Genomic DNA, 19,283 nt, shown 5'->3' with positions numbered 1-19,283 from the left:
TGTAGGCCGACGCGCGCACCGGCGCCCGACGGATTCCCGTCAGTGGATTCGCGTCAGTGCGGCGCGCGCACACCCGTCAGGGCCGTCACGACCGGTTCCAGGGCCGTATTGATCTCGTCGCCGATCGAGCGGAAGAACGTGATCGGGGCGCCGTACGGGTCGTTGACCTCGTCCGCCTCCGCGCTCGGGGCCAGCAGCCAGCCGCGCAGCGCCGCGGCCGCGCGGACCAGGGCGCGGGCGCGCTCGACCATGCCCTCCTGCGAGGCGTCCGGCAGGGTGGTGGGGTCTATGGCGCGGACCAGGCGGGTGAACTCCTTCAGGGTGAAGGTGCGCAGGCCCGCCGAGTGGCCCATGGAGATGACCTGGGCGCGGTGGTCGCGGGTGGCGGTGAGGACCAGGTCCGCGGTGATGACGTGTTCGTCCAGGAGCTCGCGCCCCGTGAAGCCGGAGGCGTCCGCGCCGAAGTCCGCCAGGACCGCTGCCGCGTTGGCCTCCATCGGGGCGCCCTCGTGGCCCCAGGTACCCGCGCTCTCCACGATCAGACCGCCCGTGAAGGGGTCGCCGAGGCGATCGGTCAGGGCATGCCGGGTCAGCCGCTCGGTGATGGGCGAGCGGCACACGTTGCCGGTGCTGACGTGGAGGATGCGGAAGGTGGTGCCGGTGAGCCCGGTGCCTATGCCACGCCCCGTCTCAGGGGCTGTCAATTCGCCACCTCGAGGTCGGGTACCACCTTGCGCAGCTCGTCGGCGTCGAGCGCGCCCGCGCGCAGCAGCACCGGCACCTTGCCCGTGACGTCGACGATCGACGACGGGACGATGCCCGGGGTGGGGCCGCCGTCCAGGTACACCGACACGGCGTCGCCCAGCATCCCCTGCGCGGCGTCGCAGTCCTCGGGCGAGGGGTGCCCGGTGAGGTTGGCGGAGGAGACGGCCATCGGGCCGACCTCGGTGAGCAGCTCGATGGCGACCGGGTGCAGCGGCATCCGGATCGCGACCGTGCCCCGGGTGTCGCCCAGGTCCCACTGGAGGGACGGCTGGTGCTTGGCGACCAGCGTCAGGGCGCCCGGCCAGAACGCGTCGACGAGCTCCCACGCCTGCTCGGTGAAGTCCGTGACCAGGCCGTGCAGCGTGTTCGGGGACCCGATCAGGACGGGGGTGGGCATATTGCGGCCGCGGCCCTTGGCGTCCAGCAGGGAAGCGACGGCCTCGGAGCTGAACGCGTCGGCGCCGATGCCGTAGACGGTGTCCGTCGGGAGGACGACGAGCTCACCGCGGCGCACTGCGGAGGCGGCCTCGCGCAGACCGGTCGTGCGGTCGGTCGCGTCGTTGCAGTCGTATCGCCGAGCCATTTACGGGGCCTCCTCGTACACGTACGCGGTCTTGAAGCGGTTGGGGGTGACGGCGGTCACGGCAGGGCCTTGCGGGCCGTGGCGAAGCGCGGACGGTTGTTCAGGTCGGGGTGGTCGGCCGCGTCCGCCCAGCCGGCCTCCTCGTTGAAGATCCAGGGCACCTGGCCGCCCTGCGTGTCGGCGTGCTCGATCACGACGAGGCCGCCGGGCCGCAGCAGCCGGTGGGCGGTGCGCTCGATGCCCCGGATCGTGTCGAGGCCGTCCTCGCCGGAGAAGAGGGCGAGCTCGGGGTCGTGGTCCCGGGCCTCGGGGGCGACGTACTCCCACTCGGTGAGCGGGATGTACGGCGGGTTGGAGATGACCAGGTCGACCTGGCCGTCCAGCTCGGGCAGCGCGGTCAGGGCGTCGCCCTGGTGCAGCACGACGCGCGAGCCCTCGACGTTCTTGCGGGTCCAGTTGAGCGCGTCCTCGGACAGCTCCACGGCGTGCACCCGCGAGCGGGGCACCTCCTGGGCCATGGCGAGGGCGATCGCGCCGGAGCCGGTGCACAGGTCGACGATGAGCGGCTCGACCACGTCCATGGCGCGCACGGCGTCTATGGCCCAGCCGACGACCGACTCGGTCTCGGGGCGCGGCACGAAGACGCCGGGGCCGACCTGGAGCTCCAGATAGCGGAAGAACGCCCGCCCGGTGATGTGCTGGAGCGGCTCGCGCGCCTCACGACGGGCGATCGCCTCCCAGTACCGGGCGTCGAAGTCGGCGTCCTTGACCAGGTGCAGCTCTCCCCGCTTGACGCCGTGGATGTGCGCGGCGAGCTCCTCCGCGTCGAAGCGCGGCGAGGGCACGCCGGCGTCGGCCAGCCGCTGGGTGGCCTGGGCCACCTCCGCGAGCAGCACACTGCGGGGGCCTGGGGTTCGCCCCCCAGAATGTTGCGGCACGCTGGTCCTCCGGGCTGCAATGGGCCTCCCCCGCCCGGTCGTGCGGCGGGGGAAGTGCCGGGTGTCTTACGGGTGTCAGCTCGCCGCGGCGAGCTTGGCGGCGGAGTCGGCGTCGACGCACGCCTGGATCATCGCGTCCAGGTCGCCGTCGAGCACCTGGTCCAAGTTGTACGCCTTGAAGCCGACTCGGTGGTCCGAGATGCGGTTCTCCGGGAAGTTGTACGTGCGGATCTTCTCGGAGCGGTCCACGGTACGCACCTGGCTGCGCCGGGCGTCGGCGGCCTCCGCCTCGGCCTTCTCCTGGGCGGCGGCGAGCAGCCGGGAGCGCAGGATGCGCATGGCCTGCTCCTTGTTCTGGAGCTGGCTCTTCTCGTTCTGGCAGGAGGCGACCACACCGGTCGGGACGTGCGTGATGCGCACGGCCGAGTCGGTGGTGTTGACGGACTGGCCGCCGGGGCCCGACGAGCGGTACACGTCGATGCGCAGGTCGTTCATGTTGATCTCGACGTCGACCTCCTCGGCCTCGGGCGTGACGAGCACGCCGGCGGCGGAGGTGTGGATGCGGCCCTGCGACTCGGTGGCGGGCACGCGCTGCACGCGGTGCACCCCGCCCTCGTACTTCAGCCGCGCCCAGACGCCCTGGCCGGGCTCGGTGGCGCCGTTGCCGCCCTTGGTCTTCACCGCGACCTGGACGTCCTTGTAGCCGCCCAGCTCGGACTCGGTGGCGTCGATGATCTCGGTCTTCCAGCCGACGCGCTCGGCGTACCGCAGATACATCCGCAGCAGGTCGCCGGCGAACAGGGCCGACTCGTCGCCGCCCGCGCCCGCCTTGATCTCCAGGAGGACGTCCTTGTCGTCGCTGGGGTCGCGCGGGACCAGGAGCAGCCGCAGCTTCTCCGTCAGCTCCTCGCGCTGCTTCTCCAGCTCCTTGACCTCGGCCGCGAAGTCGGGGTCGTCCGCCGCGAACTCCTTGGCCGTCTCGATGTCCTCGCCCGTCTGCTTCCAGGAGCGGTACGTCCCGACGATCGGCGTCAGCTCGGCGTAGCGCTTGTTGAGCTTGCGCGCGTTCGCCTGGTCGGCGTGGACCGAAGGGTCGGCGAGCTTCTTCTCCAGACCGGCGTGTTCGCCGATCAGTTCCTCGACCGCCTCGAACATCGGGGGCTCCTGAGTAATCGTTGAGTGGCTGCGGCAGACGGCAAAGCGCCGGTCCCAGCCGCCCCGCACGGGGACGGCCGAAGACCGGCGCAGTGGCTCGCTACTTCTTGGCGGCAGCAGCCTTGCCGAAGCGGGCCTCGAAGCGGGCCACGCGGCCACCGGTGTCGAGGATCTTCTGCTTGCCCGTGTAGAACGGGTGGCACTCGGAGCAGACCTCGGCACGGATGGTGCCCTCGGCCAGGGTGCTACGGGTGGTGAACGACGCGCCACAGGTGCAGCTGACCTGCGTCTCGACGTACTCGGGGTGGATGTCGCGCTTCAAGGTGTCTCCTAGTTCAGGGAGGGCTCCGGGTCGTCCGCGCGGGAATGCGCACACGTGAACCGGGGCCGACGTACCAGTCTGCCAGGACTGGCCGTATCTCCCAAAACCGGGGTCTGCCCCGATCTATTCCACGGCCCGTCCCGCTCGGCGAAACCGCAGGTCAGCCGGTTGTGACCACGGCGCCCGCGTCACCCTTGTCGCCCGCCGAGTCCTTGGTGGCGGAGGCCGGGATCGGCTGGTCCCTCAGCAGGGCGTCCCAGACCTGCCTGGACTGGGCCTGCTGGGGCAGTACGCGGTTGAGGTCGGCCGGGTCGTACATCACCGGCAGGGTGACCATGTGGACGTCGTCGGCGCCCAGGCCCTTGAGCCCGTTGCCGAAGCCGATCAGCTTGTTGATCGAGTTCAGGTCGGAGTCGGTGGTGATCGCCTTGGTGGCGGCGTCCGCGAGCCCGTACAGCTTGGTCGGGCTGGTGAAGACGCCCACGCCCTTGACCCGCTCGATCAGCGCCTTGATGAAAGCCTGCTGGAGCTGGATGCGGCCGAGGTCCGAGCCGTCGCCGACGCCGTGCCGGGTGCGCACCAGGCCGAGCGCCTGCTCGCCGTTGAGGGTGTGCTTCCCGGCCGGCAGGTCCAGATGGCTCTTGGTGTCCTTGATCGGCTTCGCGGTGGTGACGGGCACCCCGCCAAGCTGGTCGATGAGCTTCTTGAAGCCGGTGAAGTCGACCTCGATGTAGTGGTCCATCCGGATGCCGGACATCTGCTCGACCGTCTTGACCGCACAGGCCGGGCCGCCGACCTCGTACGCGGTGTTGAACATCTGGCGCTTGCCGCCCGGGTCGGTCTTGCCGTCCGTGGTGGCGCAGGACGGCCGGGTGACCAGGGTGTCGCGCGGGATGGAGACGACGCTGGCGCTCTTGTGGCCCTCGTAGACGTGGACGACCATCGCGGTGTCGGAGCGGGCACCGCCGTCGTCCTTGCCGTACTCCTTGTTGGCGCCGGCCCGGGAGTCGGAGCCCAGGACGAGGATGTCCATGGAGCCGTTGTCGACGTCCTGGGGGCGGTCGGTGCCGAGCTGGGCGTTGATGTCGACGCCCTTGATGTTGCCGTTCAGCTTGAAGTAGACGTACCCGAGGCCGGCCCCGCCGGCCAGCACGACGCCCGCCGCGGACCAGGCCGCTATCTTCACGGCGCGGCGGCGCGTGGTGGGGCGCTTGCGGCGCCGTCCCCGGCCACCGCCGGTTATTCGGGCGCTGCCGCTCTCGCTCTGCTCGGCCATGTTCTCCTCAGTCCTCGCTGCCGCTCCTGGTACCCCCCGCCGTGTCTGTCAGGCACGGTTTGTCGACACTTGTCAGACGGAGAAGCACCAAGAAGGGTTGCACAGGGTTCTAAGAACGCCTTAAGAACGCCCTGGGCCTGTGGTGAAGCTCTCGTACGGCCAGCAGGGCCTCGTACGTACGGAGAACGCCCCCGGCACCGAGGTGCCGGGGGCGTTCTCGCAGGCTGTGGCGGTGACGTCAGTCGTTGCCGTTGCCCGGGGTCGTCTTCTGGATCTGGAGCAGGAACTCGGCGTTCGACTTCGTCTGCTTCATCTTGTCCAGGAGCAGCTCGATCGCCTGCTGCTGGTCGAGCGCGTGCAGCACCCGGCGCAGCTTCCAGGTGACGGCGAGCTCGTCGCTGCCGAGCAGGATCTCTTCCTTGCGGGTGCCGGACGCGTCCACGTCCACCGCCGGGAAGATGCGCTTGTCGGCGAGCTTGCGGTCGAGCTTGAGCTCCATGTTGCCGGTGCCCTTGAACTCCTCGAAGATCACCTCGTCCATGCGCGAGCCGGTCTCGACGAGCGCGGTGGCCAGGATGGTCAGCGAGCCGCCGTCCTCGATGTTGCGCGCGGCACCGAAGAAGCGCTTCGGCGGGTACAGCGCGGTCGAGTCGACACCACCGGACAGGATGCGGCCGGAGGCCGGGGCCGCCAGGTTGTACGCACGGCCCAGACGGGTGATCGAGTCGAGCAGCACGACCACGTCGTGACCCAGCTCCACCAGACGCTTGGCACGCTCGATGGCGAGCTCGGCGACCGTGGTGTGGTCCTCGGCCGGGCGGTCGAAGGTCGAGGAGATGACCTCGCCCTTCACCGACCGCTGCATGTCGGTGACCTCTTCCGGACGCTCGTCGACCAGGACGACCATCAGGTGGCACTCGGGGTTGTTGGTGGTGATCGCGTTGGCGATCGCCTGCATGATCATGGTCTTGCCGGTCTTCGGCGGGGCCACGATCAGGCCTCGCTGGCCCTTGCCGATCGGCGACACGAGGTCGATGATCCGCGTGGTCAGCACGCCCGCGTCGGTCTCCAGACGGAGGCGGTCCTGCGGGTAGAGCGGGGTCAGCTTGTTGAACTCGGGACGGCCCCGGCCGGAGTCGGCCGCCATGCCGTTCGCCGAGTCCAGGCGGACCAGCGCGTTGAACTTCTCGCGGCGCTCGCCCTCCTTCGGCTGCCGCACGGCGCCGGTGACGTGGTCACCCTTGCGCAGACCGTTCTTGCGGACCTGGGCCAGCGACACGTACACGTCGTTCGGGCCCGGCAGGTAGCCGGAGGTCCGGATGAACGCGTAGTTGTCGAGGATGTCCAGGATGCCCGCGACGGGGATCAGCACATCGTCGTCGTTGACCTGCGGCTCGGCGCCGAACTCGTCACGGCCACCGCGGCGGCCGCGGCGGTCCCGGTAACGGCCACGGCGGCCGCGGCGGCCCTCGTCGTCGTAACTGTCGTCCTGGGGACCGTTGTTCTGCTGGCCCTGGCCGCCCTGGCGCTGCTGGCGCTGGCCGCCCTGGCCCTGCTGGTCGTCGCCCTTGCCGCGGCGCTCGCCCCGCTCGCCGCGGTCACGGTCGCCGCGCTGGCGGCCCTGGCGGTCGCCCCGCTCGCCACCGCGCTCGCCACGCTCGCCGCGGTCCCGGCGCTCGCGCCGGCCCTCGGCGCCGTCGACGGCCTCGGCGGCCTTGGCGTCCGGCTGGGCGTCGGTCTTCTGCTCGGCCCGGACGTCCGCCTTGGCCTCGGCCTTGGCGGTCTGCGGCTCGGCGACGGCGGTCGCGCTCTCCGGCGATCCGGCGGCCGCGGTGGCACGCCGGCGACGGCGCTCGCCCGCGGGCTGGTCGTCGGAGGCCGGCTGGCCGGGGATCTCGATCTGCTGCTGGGCGGCAGGCTTCTCGGCGGCCTCGTCACCCGTACGGGCCTTGGAGGTGGCGCGGCGCTTGGGCTTGGTCTCGGCCGCGTCGGCGCCCTTGGCCGGGGCGGCGGAGCCGGAACCGGACTGCGCCTCCTTGATGACCTCGATCAGCTGGCTCTTGCGCATCCGCGCGGTGCCCCTGATGCCGAGGCCGGACGCGACCTGCTGCAGCTCGGCCAGGACCATGCCGTCGAGGCCGGTGCCGGAGCGGCGGCGCCGTGAGGTGGTGCCCGAGGCAGCACCTGCGGCGGGCGCGGCGTCGCCGACAGAAGTGTCGGCAGTCACGCCCATCAGATCGGTGGTGTCGCTCACGAAGGGTCCTTCCCTGGAGCGGACGTCGGCCTGTCTGGCTCGGCGACCGGTTGTGCTGTCCGAACATGGCCCGTGACCTGGGGTCACTGACCGTGCCGGGGCGGTGGTCCGCCGCGTACGGCGGAGAGATAAACGTGCGTGGGGTCCGGCCCGAGTTCCCCTACTCGGCCCCCTGAGGAAAAGCGGGGGGTGTCGTGCCGGTTCCGGAGCGTGCTCGGAAACTGCTCAGGCAGGCTGCGCTGGCGGTTTGGGAGGCTCCCGGAAGAAAGGCGGTCCCTGAAGGGGACACGAAGCACCGCGCCACAATGACGACCGATGCAGACTTGAGGTTAACACTACCGGATCCAACAAACATTCCCCCTCTCATCACCGGCAAGCCGCGCGTCCCGCCCTGACGCCCCTATGACCGCGATGGCCTAGGACCCCAGGGGCAGGACGCTCGCGCCCGAGGCGTCGAGGCGGAGCCGGTTCGCGGCCCACCCGTCGCCCGCCAGCCGTGCGACCTTGTCGGCCGCACCGTCCTCGACCAGCGCCAGGACCGTGGGCCCCGCGCCGGAGATGACTGCGGGGACGCCGTCCGCCCGCAGCCGGTTGACCAGCGCCACACTCTCGGGCATCGCCGGTGCCCGGTATTCCTGGTGGAGCCGGTCCTCGGTGGCCGGGAGCAGCAGCTCGGGGCGCCTGGTCAGCGCCTCCACGAGCAGTGCCGCACGCCCGGCGTTGGCCGCCGCGTCCCCGTGCGGGACGGTGCGCGGCAGCAGTCCCCGCGCGGTCTCCGTCAGCACCGGCTTGCCGGGCACGAAGACCACCGGAACGACGGAATCCGCAGGGTCCATCCTGATGGCCCGCGCGGCTCCGCCCTCCATCCAGGAGAGCGTGAACCCGCCGAGCAGACAGGCCGCGACGTTGTCCGGGTGGCCCTCGATCTCGGTGGCCAGCTCAAGGAGCGCCGCGTCGTCGAGCCGGGCGTCGCCGCCTATGGTCACCGCGCGCGCCGCGACGATGCCGGCGCAGATGGCGGCCGACGAGGAGCCCAGGCCGCGGCCGTGCGGGATGCGGTTGGCGCAGACGACCTCCAGGCCGCGCGGCTGCCCGCCGAGCAGGTCGAACGCGGTGCGCAGCGACCGTACGAGGAGGTGGCTCTCGTCGCGGGGCAGCGTCTCGGCGCCCTCGCCCGCGATGTCGATGTGCAGGCCGGAGTCGGCGACGCGGACGACCACGTCGTCGTACAGCCCCAGTGACAGGCCCAGGGAGTCGAAACCCGGGCCGAGGTTGGCACTGGTGGCGGGGACGCGCACCCGTACGGCGGCGGCGCGGAATGCGGGACCGGCCATCGCTCTGATGACTCTCCTTGTGAGACTGCTGCGAGATTTTCGAAGAGGTACCCAAGACCCGACGGCCACGGGGGCAACTGCACCGCGGCATATGCGGCGGGGTGGGTTGGGTACAGCCTATCGAAGGAAGGTTCAGTGGCGACATAGGGCGCACAGGAGGCGCACGATGCGTGTCGCGAGCCCCCTGCGCCCCTACGTGCCGAGTTGCACGGCGTTGTACGGGTTTTGGCTACGCCAGACCGAGGCGCTCGGCCGCGGCCGCCGCGTCCACCGGGACCGTGACCGGCTGCGGAGCGCCCGCGACGGCCCAGTCCGGGTCCTTCAGGCCGTTGCCGGTGACCGTGCACACGATCTTCTGGCCGGGGTCGACCAGACCCTGTTCGGCGGCCTTGAGCAGACCGGCGACCGAGGCGGCGGAGGCGGGCTCCACGAAGACGCCCTCCTGGGCGGCGAGCAGCCGGTAGGCCCGCAGGATCTCACGGTCCGTCACCTCGTCGATGAGACCGCCCGATTCATCGCGCGCGGCCTCCGCGAACTGCCAGGACGCGGGGTTGCCGATGCGAATCGCGGTGGCGATCGTCGACGGGTCCTTGACCACCTCGCCGCGCACGATCGGCGCCGAGCCGGAGGCCTGGAAGCCCCACATCCGGGGGGTGTGCGTGGCCAGCTTGTCGGCCGCGTACTCCCGGTAACCGCGCCAGTACGCCGTGATGTTGCCGGCGTTGCCGACGGGAAGCACATGGATGTCGGGCGCGTCGCCGAGCATGTCCACGATCTCGAACGCGGCGGTCTTCTGGCCCTCGATGCGGACCGGGTTGACCGAATTGACCAGCGCCACCGGGTAGTTGTCGGAGAGCCCGCGCGCCAGCGTCAGGCAGTCGTCGAAGTTCCCGTCCACCTGGAGGATCCTCGCGCCGTGCACCAGCGCCTGGCCCATCTTGCCGAGCGCGATCTTGCCCTGCGGCACCAGCACGGCGCAGACCATCCCGGCCCGTACCGCGTAGGCGGCCGCGGAGGCGGAGGTGTTGCCGGTGGAGGCGCAGATGACCGCCTTCGCGCCCTCCTCCTTCGCCCGGGTGATCGCCATCGTCATCCCGCGGTCCTTGAAGGACCCGGTCGGGTTGGCACCCTCGACCTTGAGGTGGACCTCGCAGCCCGTGCGCTCGGAGAGCACCTGCGCGGGCACGAGCGGCGTGCCGCCCTCGCGGAGGGTGACGACCGGGGTCGTAGCGGAGACGGGGAGCCGGTCCCGGTACTCCTCGATGATTCCGCGCCACTGGTGGGTCATTGCTCGTTACTCCCCTTCAACACGCATGATGCTGGCGACACCCCGCACGGTGTCGAGCCCCCGCAGCACGTCCACGGTCCCGGTGAGGGCCGCGTCGGCCGCGCGGTGGGTGACGACGACGAGGGAGGCCTCACCGTCCTTGCCTTGCTGGCGCACGGTGTCGATGCTCACCCCGTGCTCGGCGAAGACGGTGGCCACCTGGGCGAGCACACCCGGCTTGTCGGCCACGTCGAGGCTGATGTGATAGCGCGTCACCACGTCGCCCATGGGGCTCACGGGCAGCTGGGTGTACGCGGACTCACCGGGGCCGGTGGACTCGGCGAGCTTGTTGCGGCAGACCGCGACCAGGTCGCCCAGGACCGCGGAGGCGGTCGGCGCGCCGCCCGCGCCGGGCCCGTAGAACATCAGCTGTCCGGCGGCCTCGGCCTCGACGAAGACGGCGTTGTACGCGCCGCGCACGGAGGCCAGCGGATGGTCGAGCGGGATCATCGCCGGGTGCACCCGCGCGGTGACGGACCCGCCGTCGGCGGCACGCTCGCAGATGGCGAGCAGCTTGATGGTGCAGCCCATCTCCTTCGCCGAGGCGAAGTCGGCGGCGGTGACCTCGGTCATGCCCTCGCGGTACACGTCGTCGAGCCGGACCCGGGTGTGGAAGGCGATCCCGGCGAGGATGGCGGCCTTGGCGGCGGCGTCGAAGCCCTCGACGTCGGCGGTCGGGTCGGCCTCCGCGTACCCCAGGGCGGTGGCCTCGTCGAGCGCCTCCTGGTACCCGGCGCCGGTGGAGTCCATCTTGTCGAGGATGAAGTTGGTCGTGCCGTTGACGATGCCGAGCACCCGGTTGACCTTGTCACCGGCGAGCGACTCGCGCAGCGGCCGGATCAGCGGGATGGCACCGGCGACGGCGGCCTCGTAGTACAGGTCCCGCCCGTGCTCGGTGGCGGCGGCGTGCAGCGCGGCGCCGTCCTGGGCGAGCAGCGCCTTGTTGGCGGAGACGACGGAGGCGCCGTGCTCGAAAGCCGTGGTGATGAGCGTACGAGCGGGCTCGATGCCGCCGATGACCTCGATGATGACGTCGATGTCGCCGCGTTTGACGAGGGCGGTGGCGTCGGTGGTGACGAGGTCGGGGTCGATGCCCTCGCGCACCTTCGAGGGCCGGCGCACGGCGACACCGGCGAGCTCCACGGGCGCGCCGATGCGCGCCGTGAGGTCGTCGGCGTGCGTCGTCATGATGCGCGCCACCTCTGAGCCGACCACTCCACAGCCCAGCAGCGCCACCTTCAGCGGACGCGTACGCATCATCCGACCTCGTTTCCTTCTACCAGCTTGAATGCCAACCAGTCTCACTCACCGGACGGAGGTTTCTGCCCTCCGTCCGGATCCTGAGACACATATTCCACTATTTATTCATCGATCTATTCATTTATTCATCATCCGACGTCGAGCCGCAGGAGATCTTCCTCGGTCTCGCGCCGCACGATGACGCGCGCCTCGCCGTCGCGGACGGCCACGACGGGCGGCCGCAGGGCGTGGTTGTAGTTGCTGGCCATGGAGCGGCAGTACGCCCCGGTGGCGGGCACCGCGATGAGGTCGCCGGGCGCCAGGTCGGCGGGCAGGAACGCGTCCCGTACGACGATGTCGCCGCTCTCGCAGTGCTTGCCCACGACCCGTACCAGCATCGGCTCGGCGTCGGAGGTGCGCGAGACGAGGGAGACGGAGTACTCGGCGTCGTAGAGGGCGGTCCGGATGTTGTCGGACATGCCGCCATCGACGCTCACATAGGTCCGCAGCCCGTCCAGCGGCTTGATGGTCCCGACCTCGTACAGCGTGAAGGCGCTGGGCCCGACGATCGCGCGCCCCGGCTCGACGGAGATGCGCGGCGTACGCAGCCCGGCGGCCTCGCACTCGCGGGTGACGATCTCGTTGAGCGCCTTGGCGATCTCGTGCGGCTCGCGGGGGTCGTCGTCGGAGGTGTACGCGATGCCGAGCCCGCCGCCGAGGTCGATCTCGGGCAGCTCGACGCCGTGCTCGTCGCGCACGTCGGCGAGCAGCTGCACGACCCGCCGGGCGGAGACCTCGAACCCCGCCATGTCGAAGATCTGGGACCCGATGTGGGAGTGGATCCCGATGAGCTCCAGCCCGTCGAGCTTCAGCGCCCGCCGAACGGCCTCGGCGGCCTGCCCCCCGGCCAGCGCGATGCCGAACTTCTGGTCTTCGTGGGCGGTGGCGATGAACTCATGGGTGTGCGCCTCGACGCCGACGGTCACCCGGATCTGGACGCGCTGGCGCTTGCCGAGGCTCTGGGCGATGTGGGCGACGCGGACGATCTCCTGGAAGGAGTCCAGAACAATCCGCCCGACCCCGACCTCGACAGCCCGCCGGATCTCCCCCTCCGACTTGTTGTTGCCGTGGAAGGCGATGCGCTCGGCGGGCATTCCGGCCGAGAGGGCGGTGGCGAGCTCGGTGCCGGAGCAGACGTCGAGGTTGAGCCCTTCTTCGTGGAGCCACCGGACGATGGCGCGGGAGAGAAAAGCCTTCCCGGCGTAGAAGACGTCAGCATCCTTGCCGAAGGCGTCGGCCCAGGCGCGGCAGCGGGAGCGGAAGTCGGCTTCGTCGAGGAAGTACGCGGGGGTCCCGAACTCCTCGGCGAGCGAGGCGACATCGAGTCCGGCGACGGTCGCGAGCCCGTCGGCGTTGCGCCCGACGGTCTGCGACCAGACCTTCGGGTCGAGGAAGTTGAGGTCGGCGGGCGGGGCCGAGTAGTGCCCTTCGGGAAGGACGTCGGCGTGACGGGGCCCGGCGGGGTGTGCGGAACGGCTCATGCGGTCACTCTCACAACTCTCACGACTCGTACGGCTGTCACGAGTTCACAGGAATTCAGGGGCGTCGATACCGAACAGGGACAGGCCACCGGCGAGCACCGCCCCGGCGGCTTCGGCGAGCGCGAGCCGGGCACGGTGGGCGGCCAAGGGTTTCTCGTCCCGAGCGGCAGCACACAGTGCTGGAAGTCGAGCAGCGCGTCGGCCACGGCTTCGAGCTGCCGGGCGACCCGGTCGGGGGCGGCGAGACGGGCGGCGCGGAGGAGGACGTCGGGGTGGTCGGTGAGGAGGTGGTGGAGGGGGGTGGGGCCGGGGGTGCGGTCCGGGGTGCGGGGGGTGGCTGCTGGGGCGGCGGGGTTGCCGGGGGCGGTTTCGGGGAGGCCGAGGTCGCCGGGGGCGTGGTCCGGAGTGCGGTGGGTGGCTCCCCGGACGCCGGGGTTGCCGGGGGCACGGTGGGGGGCGTCAGGGTTGCCGGGGCCGCTTTCGGGGATTTCCAGGGCGCCCGGGGCGCTGGTGAAGCCCAGGTCGTGGGCGTTGCGGGTGAGGGCGCGGGTGCGGGTGTACGCGTACCGCACACGGAAGTACGGGTTGCTGTCGCGCTGGGCCAGGAGCTCGGCGGCGAGCGCGGGCCGGTCGTGGGCGGCGGCGCGGAGGTGGGCCCAGCGGGCGGCGTCGGGACCGGCGACACGTGCGGTCTCCGGGTCCGGGTCCGGGAGTACGTGGAGTCGTTCGTTCCCGTACGGGGTGATCTCGGCGGTGGCGCCCTGTGACCGCAGCAGCTCGACGACCACGGAGGTGACGGCGCGGGCGCGGGGCTCGTCGACGGGGGCGAAGGAGGTGTGCTGCCCGCTGAGGGAGTCGCCGTGGCCGTAGCGCGGCCCGAGCGCGAGGACCCGGCGTACGAGCTCGTCGTGGGCGGCGGGCCCGGGGTCGAGGGTGAAGTTCAGGAACCCCGGCCCGGTGATGTCGACGCGCGCGACCCCGGGGGCGCCGGTGAGGTGCCCGCGCAGGGCCTCGGCGACGGCGCGGGGAGCGAGCCCGGAGGCGGCGGCGAGCTTCAGCGCGACGGCACTGGCGTAGTCCCCGCCCCCACCCGGCCGAGGCCGCTCGACCTTGACGTCCTCGGGCACGACCACACGAAGCCCACCCTCGTCGACGGCGCTGCGCACGGCGCGCACGACGGTACGGGAGAGCTCTGCGGGGGTCACGGGAACAGCGTATGGGAGAGGGGGGTGGGGGCGGGTAATCGGTTTCGGGATGTGGGCGGGGGGGCCTTCGGGGGGGCGGGGGGGATGGGTGTGCGGCGGGGCCTGGGTGGAGGCGCGGGCGGGACTGGGCGCGCCCGTGCTCGGGGCGGGTGGCTTCCACCGGGGGCGAGGGCCGTACTCCCCTACCCCTCAGCCGCCCCCGCAGCCGCGACTCGTACGGGCGGCCCGTGGCTGTCGGCGGGGCCGGAGGGACTGACGGGAATAGGGACTGACGGGAATAGGGGTCCGCACCGGGGCGGGCCCAAAAGGCATACCCCCTGCTGACGCGGCTCAGCCGCGACTCGTACCGGCCGCCCGACCGGCTCGTCCGGGCTCCCTGTTGCCGTCGGCGGACGGCGGAGCCTCCCGGTGCATCAGCTGCCGTACGACCTTGACCAGCTCGGCCGGCTCGAAGGGCTTGGCCAGGAACGCGTCCACACCGGCCGCGAGCCCGTTCTCCACCTCGTACTGCGTACAGGCACTGATGATCGCGAGCGGCAGATGCCGCGTACGCGCGTCGGCCCGCAGCCGCGCGGCCGTACGCAGCCCGTCGAGCCGCGGCATCACGACGTCCAGAGTGATGACATCCGGACAGACCCGGTGCACCACTTCCAGACACTCGGCACCATCGGCCGCGGTCACGACCTCGAAGCCCTCCAGCTCGAGGTTGACCCTGATCAGCTGCCGGATGACCTTGTTGTCGTCGACAACAAGCACCCGGCCGGACACGCCTGACACATCTCGAGGTTAGGTCCGCGACCGTCGCCGCGTCCGGGTTTTCCCCACTTCCGCCCCCTGCGGGGGACCCCACCCCCGCCGGCCACCGGAAATACCTGTTCACAGCCACCCCGCGAGAGCTGGTAGTGTTCAACCCGTCGCCGCCAAGCGGTGAACGCCCCCGTAGCTCAGGGGATAGAGCAACGGCCTCCGGAGCCGTGTGCGCAGGTTCGAATCCTGCCGGGGGCACCTGTTACTAGGTGCCTAAAGACCCCGCCACCAGCCACTTCGCTGGGTGCGGGGTCTTCTTGCTTGTGCAGTCGGATGCCGCCGGAAGCGGCCGCATGACAGTGATCACGTAATGACGACGTAATGACCTTGGAACCCTTCCCCCCAGGTCAGCACGCGTGCCCACCACCGCGGCCGCCCAGGTACTGGACGATCTCCAACCACAGTTGCGAGACCCGGAGACGGCCGAGCTCGCACTCGCTATAACGCTCCTATGCCGCGAAGCCCCCGGCGCCCAGCAGGCCGATACCGACCCCGGCCGAGCACAAGGGCCTCACCCCCGTGTGGACGGCCGACCACCAAGGGCACACCATGCCGACTCCGAGCGACGGAAACCGGAGCATGTCGCTACCACGCCACCCCAGCGGAAAGAGAGCGGGTTGCCGAGCTGCATCGCGAGCGGCGGGACGCGCTTGCACGGCGGGACGCGCAGCTTGTCCAGACCGTGAAGATCATCATGATGGGGATACTCAGCCTCGTCGTCGCCGCAATCGCTTGGAGCATCTGGCGCGCATGGCAGCACGATGCGATCGAGGCAGCATGCAAAGCCCCCCGGAGCCAGCGCGCAGCGGCGGTCAAGGAGGCGGACCTAGAGAAGATTCCTGTCATCGGTGACCCGATTTCATCTCCGTGGCCTGGCAACGAATACATTCCAAAATCAAACGCTACGGACAAGTGGATTCTGATTGCATACAACCAGCGCAGGAAGTACCTGGGGGAAGCATCGGAGGTCATCCTTCAGCACCAAGCCTGTTTCAACTGGTCAGACCGCTCCCAGGCCCAACAGGTGCTGGATACCCCGGAGACGGTGGCATGGGTCGACATGCCAAGCGGGACAGGGTGCGCCGATGGCTGGCCATCAAGTTCCATCGGCAAACAAGGAGCCTGCTCACACCATGGCGGCGTAGTCCATGACATCTACGCAGTTCTGCACTTCTAATCGGCGCGCCACATGAATGACTTGGGGACCGGGTTTTGATCCCCGGTCCCCAAGTCGCAAATTCCACAGCGTTAGGCTGTTTCTCCGAGTCCAACCATGATCTGGTCGTTCATTTCCTGCTCCTGACCGTCGATGCACTTGGCATAGATCTTGAGCAGCACGTCCACGGAGTGCCCGGCACGGGCCGCCACCTCTGGTGCGGGTACGCCGGAGTTGAGCCACTGGGAGACGCCCGCGTGGCGCAGGTCGTACGGCCGGGAGGCCAGTACGGATGCCGTCTGCGTTGGCTGGAGTGCCAGCTCCCGTGTCTGCTTCCAGACGCGGGAGTACGAGGACGCCGCAACGACGTTGCCCCGTTCGCTCTTGAAGAGCCGCCCGTCCTTGGCCGTGCCGAACACCTCCACGTGCTCCCGCAGCATTCGTACGAGCGGGGGCGGTCTCGGCACCACCCGCACTTCCCCTTCCGCCCGCTGCTTCAGCCCGCGCCGGTCGTGCGCCTCCCCGGAATCGGTCCACGCCTTCCCCGCGGTCGGCCGCGTCTCGGCCACCTCGATGCGGCCCCAGCCCTCTTCCGGAATGGTGCAATCGGACAGCCGGAGGCCCAACGCCTCTGCCGGCCGCAGCGCCGCGTAGTACAGGCATCCGAAGAACGCCCGTAAGCGCCAACCGCTGGCTCGCTCGTAACCACCGACATAGGTCACCGCGGCCAACAGCTCCCGGGCCTGCCCCGGATTGACCACCACGCGACGGTCGACTTCCTGAAGGGCTCTGCGCCCGCGCTTGCGCCGCACACGACCGAGCGGATTGGCAGTCAACATCTCCAACTCGACTGCGTACTCAAGAGCGTTGAAAACGGCCGCTCGCCGCCGCCGATAGGTCTGCGTGGCCGCAGGCTTGCCGTCGAGCCGCCGTTCCAGAGCGGCCACCACATCGTGTGCTCTGGCCACGTCTTGCAGCTCCGGCGCAGGAAGCGACGCTTTCCCGATCCAGCGTCCGGCAGCCGCCACCTCCTCCGGCTGTTCCCGATCCCGTCGCGGAGGCGGCAGCAGGTAGGAGCGCAATGCCCGCCGCAGTTCCTCCGGGCTCGGTTTCCCTCTCAGCGGCTTCACCAACGACGGGATGACCGTGGAAAGGGCATCAGTCATGCTGTCCCGCTGCTTCGCCGACGCATCCACCCACCGGTGATCCATGTACTTGACCGAGAGCTCCAGGAAGGACAGGGACGCCTTTCCCCCTCGTAAGGAGTCGGGAAGCCCCGTCACCGTGTCGAACGGCTCACCCATGTCCGTGGCCCCCAGCAACTTCGCGCGGAAGCGGTCGGCCAGGCCCTTCGTCTTGTGCGACTCGTGGAACGGTTCACCATCCACTGACCAGCGCACCAGGTACGTCGGCTTCTTGGCGGACCTGTTGATGCTGAGCTTCCAGACGACCACCTTGTACGACTTCACGAGGCGGCCCCCTCCGCCAGCTCCTCCAGCCAGGCCGCGAGCACGTCACGCCGGACCCGCAGCTCGCCGTTGGGGAGGCGGATGCAGCGGGGTGCGATGCGGAGATCGCGCCAGCGGTAGAAGGTGCGCCGGGAGATCCCGCCCAGCTCGTCGAGGACCTGGCGGACGGTGAGGAGTTCGGCAGTCCGCTCACGCGCCATGAGGACCACCGCCCTCGCGGACCGAGGCCGCGATGAGAGCCGCCTCCGGCGAGTAGCCGCGCCCGGCGTACCGCCACGCGCCCACCGTGACGGTGGACCGTTCCCCCAGACCGAGCGCCGCCCGTTGCTCCTCCGCGCGGTGATCCGCGCGCGCCGTGCGCAACGCTGTCAGCGTCGTCGAGTAGCGCCGCGACTTGGTCGAGAAGTGGCCCCCGTACCCCAGCATGTGCGCCCACCGCCGCAGCCCCAGCGGCTCGAACGGCGGGAGCCCGCCGAGCCACCAGCACGTACCGATCATGCGGAGGGTGTGCGCCCGTACCGGCAGGAGAACCAGGTCGGTCGCCCGGCGGATGCGCCCGTCCACTGCGCCGGCCGACTCGGCGCCCTTCGTCGCGTACTTGGCGATGTAGGCCGCGACAGCCGCAGAGGTCAGCGACTCCCCAGCCCCGAAGGCCGCGATGTGGCGTACATCGATCTGTCGACCGAACCGGAGCACACGCCGCCCCACGACGTCCGGGCCAGGCGCAACGAGACGTACCGCGCCCGCAGCCGCGCTCACCGCTTCCGCGAGGAGCCCTGTCGACGCCCAGCCGGCGGGGTGGTCCCCGGGCCGTCCGGGCCGTCCAGCCGCACGACCGCGTGGAAGTGGACCAGACCGCGACGCTGGTACTCGGCCACCTTCGCGTAGGAGAGCCGCGCCCACTCCCCCAGCTCGCCCCGCGAGAGCCCGCCTCGGCGGGCGAGTTCACGCCGGAGCTCCACGGCGAAGCGATGCCACAGGTGTCCGGCGTTCGCCTGCCAGAGCACCGCGCCCGCGTAGTCATAGCAGCGAGGACAGAGCGGTTCTCCGAGCCGGGCGTCACCATCGCCGTGCCGCAGCAGGCAGCCCGCCGGCCGACCGTGTGGGCAGGACTCCCCCGCCCCACGCGGTCGGCAGACGCGTACCCGGCCGTCGCGCTCACGCCGCGTATGGACCGGCCCGAAGCCGGGAGCGGTGAGGGTGGCGAACACCCGGGGGTGCCCACCCACCTCCTCGGTGACGTCCTTGCCGCCGACCAGCCCGGCCCGGATAAGTTGGTACGTATCCGCCTGATAGAGGCGTGCGCAGGTCGGGCAGACCGACGACCGGCGGTTGCCGCAGGAGGTCAGCAGGCGCCCGCCGTACACATCAGAGGCGTACGCCCACAGCGCTTCCCCGCTCCCCGCGTCGAAGACGGTCGCGCTGCCGACCAGGTGGACGGGGTTCGTGCAGCCGCCGAGGCGGATGATGTTCCGGCGCCATGCGTCGAAGCCGGGCTCCGCGGCTCGGTCGAGGAGAGCGGCAATGCTCCCCGTCGGGGCGTTCATCGGGACCCCCTGAACGCCTGGCGCATCACAGCCGCGATCGCTTCCGTCGGCGTCTTGGCACTGAACCGGAGAGTCGGCTCGGTCAGCCAGAGCGCGGCGGCGTGCGCGGGGAAGAGACGGTGCTCAGCTCCGTCCAGTCCGACCATGACGACCTGCTCACGGCCGAGGCAGCGGACGCTCCTCATCCCGTAACTCACATTGCGGCCGAGGGGATTTGCACGAATGACTCGCGATGGACAAGGTATAAGTACTCCTTTCACTGCTCACGTGGCGGATGGAGTGGGTCCCCGGCGGGGTCGGGTTTGGCGACTTCGCGCCCCGCTGGGAACCCTTGATCCGGGCGATCACTGCCGCTCCTCGGGCGG

At 70.5% G+C, this 19,283-nt stretch carries 15 protein-coding genes, 1 tRNA gene and 2 pseudogenes; 2 read left to right on the top strand and 16 right to left on the bottom strand.

Going from position 1 to position 19,283, the window contains the following annotated elements:
* Window positions 1–53: 53 nt before the first annotated feature.
* The 13 genes and pseudogenes from BX283_RS27325 to BX283_RS27265 form a co-directional block, all read right to left on the bottom strand.
* The gene (locus tag BX283_RS27325; RefSeq protein WP_101390148.1) at window positions 54–704 is read right to left on the bottom strand and encodes a protein-tyrosine-phosphatase; all 651 of its coding nucleotides are present in this window, start codon (window positions 702–704) and stop codon (window positions 54–56) included.
* Complete coding sequence (locus BX283_RS27320; protein ID WP_101390147.1) at window positions 701–1,348, bottom strand: L-threonylcarbamoyladenylate synthase; 648 nt, start codon at window positions 1,346–1,348, stop codon at window positions 701–703. Before BX283_RS27320 ends, BX283_RS27325 begins: the two co-directional genes overlap by 4 nt.
* Before the next feature lie 56 nt (window positions 1,349–1,404).
* Window positions 1,405–2,286 (bottom strand): peptide chain release factor N(5)-glutamine methyltransferase, encoded by an 882-nt coding sequence (gene prmC, locus BX283_RS27315; protein WP_101390146.1) that lies wholly within the window; start codon window positions 2,284–2,286, stop codon window positions 1,405–1,407.
* Between the two features lie 75 nt (window positions 2,287–2,361).
* Window positions 2,362–3,441, bottom strand: coding sequence for a peptide chain release factor 1 (prfA, locus tag BX283_RS27310; protein WP_101390145.1), 1,080 nt, complete (start codon window positions 3,439–3,441; stop codon window positions 2,362–2,364).
* A 100-nt stretch (window positions 3,442–3,541) separates the two neighbouring features.
* Window positions 3,542–3,763, bottom strand: coding sequence for a 50S ribosomal protein L31 (rpmE, locus tag BX283_RS27305; protein ID WP_101390144.1), 222 nt, complete (start codon window positions 3,761–3,763; stop codon window positions 3,542–3,544).
* 160 nt (window positions 3,764–3,923) lie between these two features.
* Window positions 3,924–5,039: an LCP family protein gene (locus BX283_RS27300; protein ID WP_101390143.1), complete on the bottom strand. Its 1,116-nt coding sequence runs from the start codon at window positions 5,037–5,039 to the stop codon at window positions 3,924–3,926.
* A gap of 238 nt (window positions 5,040–5,277) precedes the next feature.
* Window positions 5,278–7,293: a transcription termination factor Rho gene (gene rho / locus BX283_RS27295; protein ID WP_101390142.1), complete on the bottom strand. Its 2,016-nt coding sequence runs from the start codon at window positions 7,291–7,293 to the stop codon at window positions 5,278–5,280.
* Window positions 7,294–7,709: 416 nt separating this feature from the next.
* Window positions 7,710–8,627, bottom strand: coding sequence for a homoserine kinase (gene thrB / locus BX283_RS27290; RefSeq protein ID WP_067163925.1), 918 nt, complete (start codon window positions 8,625–8,627; stop codon window positions 7,710–7,712).
* A gap of 229 nt (window positions 8,628–8,856) precedes the next feature.
* Window positions 8,857–9,915, bottom strand: a complete 1,059-nt coding sequence (gene thrC, locus BX283_RS27285) for a threonine synthase (RefSeq protein ID WP_101390141.1) — start codon at window positions 9,913–9,915, stop codon at window positions 8,857–8,859.
* 6 nt (window positions 9,916–9,921) lie between these two features.
* Window positions 9,922–11,211, bottom strand: coding sequence for a homoserine dehydrogenase (locus BX283_RS27280; RefSeq protein WP_101392602.1), 1,290 nt, complete (start codon window positions 11,209–11,211; stop codon window positions 9,922–9,924).
* A 131-nt stretch (window positions 11,212–11,342) separates the two neighbouring features.
* Entirely contained in the window at window positions 11,343–12,734 is a 1,392-nt protein-coding gene (lysA, locus tag BX283_RS27275) for a diaminopimelate decarboxylase (protein ID WP_101390140.1), read from the bottom strand.
* Between the two features lie 45 nt (window positions 12,735–12,779).
* A pseudogene (nrtL, locus tag BX283_RS27270) lies at window positions 12,780–13,939 on the bottom strand (ArgS-related anticodon-binding protein NrtL).
* A 330-nt stretch (window positions 13,940–14,269) separates the two neighbouring features.
* Window positions 14,270–14,716 carry a response regulator gene (locus BX283_RS27265; protein ID WP_180357265.1) on the bottom strand — a complete coding sequence of 149 codons (447 nt, stop codon included), beginning with the start codon at window positions 14,714–14,716 and terminating at the stop codon, window positions 14,270–14,272.
* 156 nt (window positions 14,717–14,872) lie between these two features.
* On the opposite strand from BX283_RS27265, the gene BX283_RS27260 reads away from it, so the two are divergent.
* Window positions 14,873–14,944, top strand: a tRNA-Arg gene (locus BX283_RS27260).
* A gap of 484 nt (window positions 14,945–15,428) precedes the next feature.
* Window positions 15,429–15,923 (top strand): hypothetical protein, encoded by a 495-nt coding sequence (locus tag BX283_RS40105; RefSeq protein WP_143676460.1) that lies wholly within the window; start codon window positions 15,429–15,431, stop codon window positions 15,921–15,923.
* 71 nt (window positions 15,924–15,994) lie between these two features.
* Here BX283_RS40105 and BX283_RS27255 read toward each other — a convergent pair whose 3' ends face one another.
* The 3 genes and pseudogenes from BX283_RS27255 to BX283_RS27245 all read right to left on the bottom strand — a co-directional run bounded on the left by BX283_RS27255 (window position 15,995) and on the right by BX283_RS27245 (window position 18,918).
* Window positions 15,995–17,371 (bottom strand): tyrosine-type recombinase/integrase, encoded by a 1,377-nt coding sequence (locus tag BX283_RS27255; protein WP_101390138.1) that lies wholly within the window; start codon window positions 17,369–17,371, stop codon window positions 15,995–15,997.
* On the bottom strand, window positions 17,368–17,571 hold the full coding sequence (locus tag BX283_RS27250; protein ID WP_101392601.1) for an AlpA family transcriptional regulator: 204 nt from the start codon (window positions 17,569–17,571) through the stop codon (window positions 17,368–17,370). Before BX283_RS27250 ends, BX283_RS27255 begins: the two co-directional genes overlap by 4 nt.
* Window positions 17,561–18,918, bottom strand: a pseudogene (locus BX283_RS27245) (replication initiator). The gene BX283_RS27250 and the pseudogene BX283_RS27245 overlap by 11 nt, the downstream one beginning before the upstream one ends.
* Window positions 18,919–19,283: the final 365 nt, after the last annotated feature.

It is taken from the genome of Streptomyces sp. TLI_146 (assembly GCF_002846415.1).
GTDB lineage: Bacteria > Actinomycetota > Actinomycetes > Streptomycetales > Streptomycetaceae > Streptomyces.
Note: the sequence above shows the minus strand (reverse complement) of the source record. Positions and strands in the feature narration are given on the sequence as shown.

Bases quoted from the DNA above. Each gene is read 5' to 3' on its own strand.
- BX283_RS27280 (WP_101392602.1), bottom strand. From the start codon at position 11,211: ATGCGTACGCGTCCGCTGAAGGTGGCGCTGCTGGGCTGTGGAGTGGTC.
- prfA (WP_101390145.1), bottom strand. From the start codon at position 3,441: ATGTTCGAGGCGGTCGAGGAACTGATCGGCGAACACGCCGGTCTGGAG.
- thrB (WP_067163925.1), bottom strand. From the start codon at position 8,627: ATGGCCGGTCCCGCATTCCGCGCCGCCGCCGTACGGGTGCGCGTCCCC.
- thrC (WP_101390141.1), bottom strand. From the start codon at position 9,915: ATGACCCACCAGTGGCGCGGAATCATCGAGGAGTACCGGGACCGGCTC.
- lysA (WP_101390140.1), bottom strand. From the start codon at position 12,734: ATGAGCCGTTCCGCACACCCCGCCGGGCCCCGTCACGCCGACGTCCTT.
- BX283_RS27300 (WP_101390143.1), bottom strand. From the start codon at position 5,039: ATGGCCGAGCAGAGCGAGAGCGGCAGCGCCCGAATAACCGGCGGTGGC.
- BX283_RS27250 (WP_101392601.1), bottom strand. From the start codon at position 17,571: ATGGCGCGTGAGCGGACTGCCGAACTCCTCACCGTCCGCCAGGTCCTC.
- BX283_RS27320 (WP_101390147.1), bottom strand. From the start codon at position 1,348: ATGGCTCGGCGATACGACTGCAACGACGCGACCGACCGCACGACCGGT.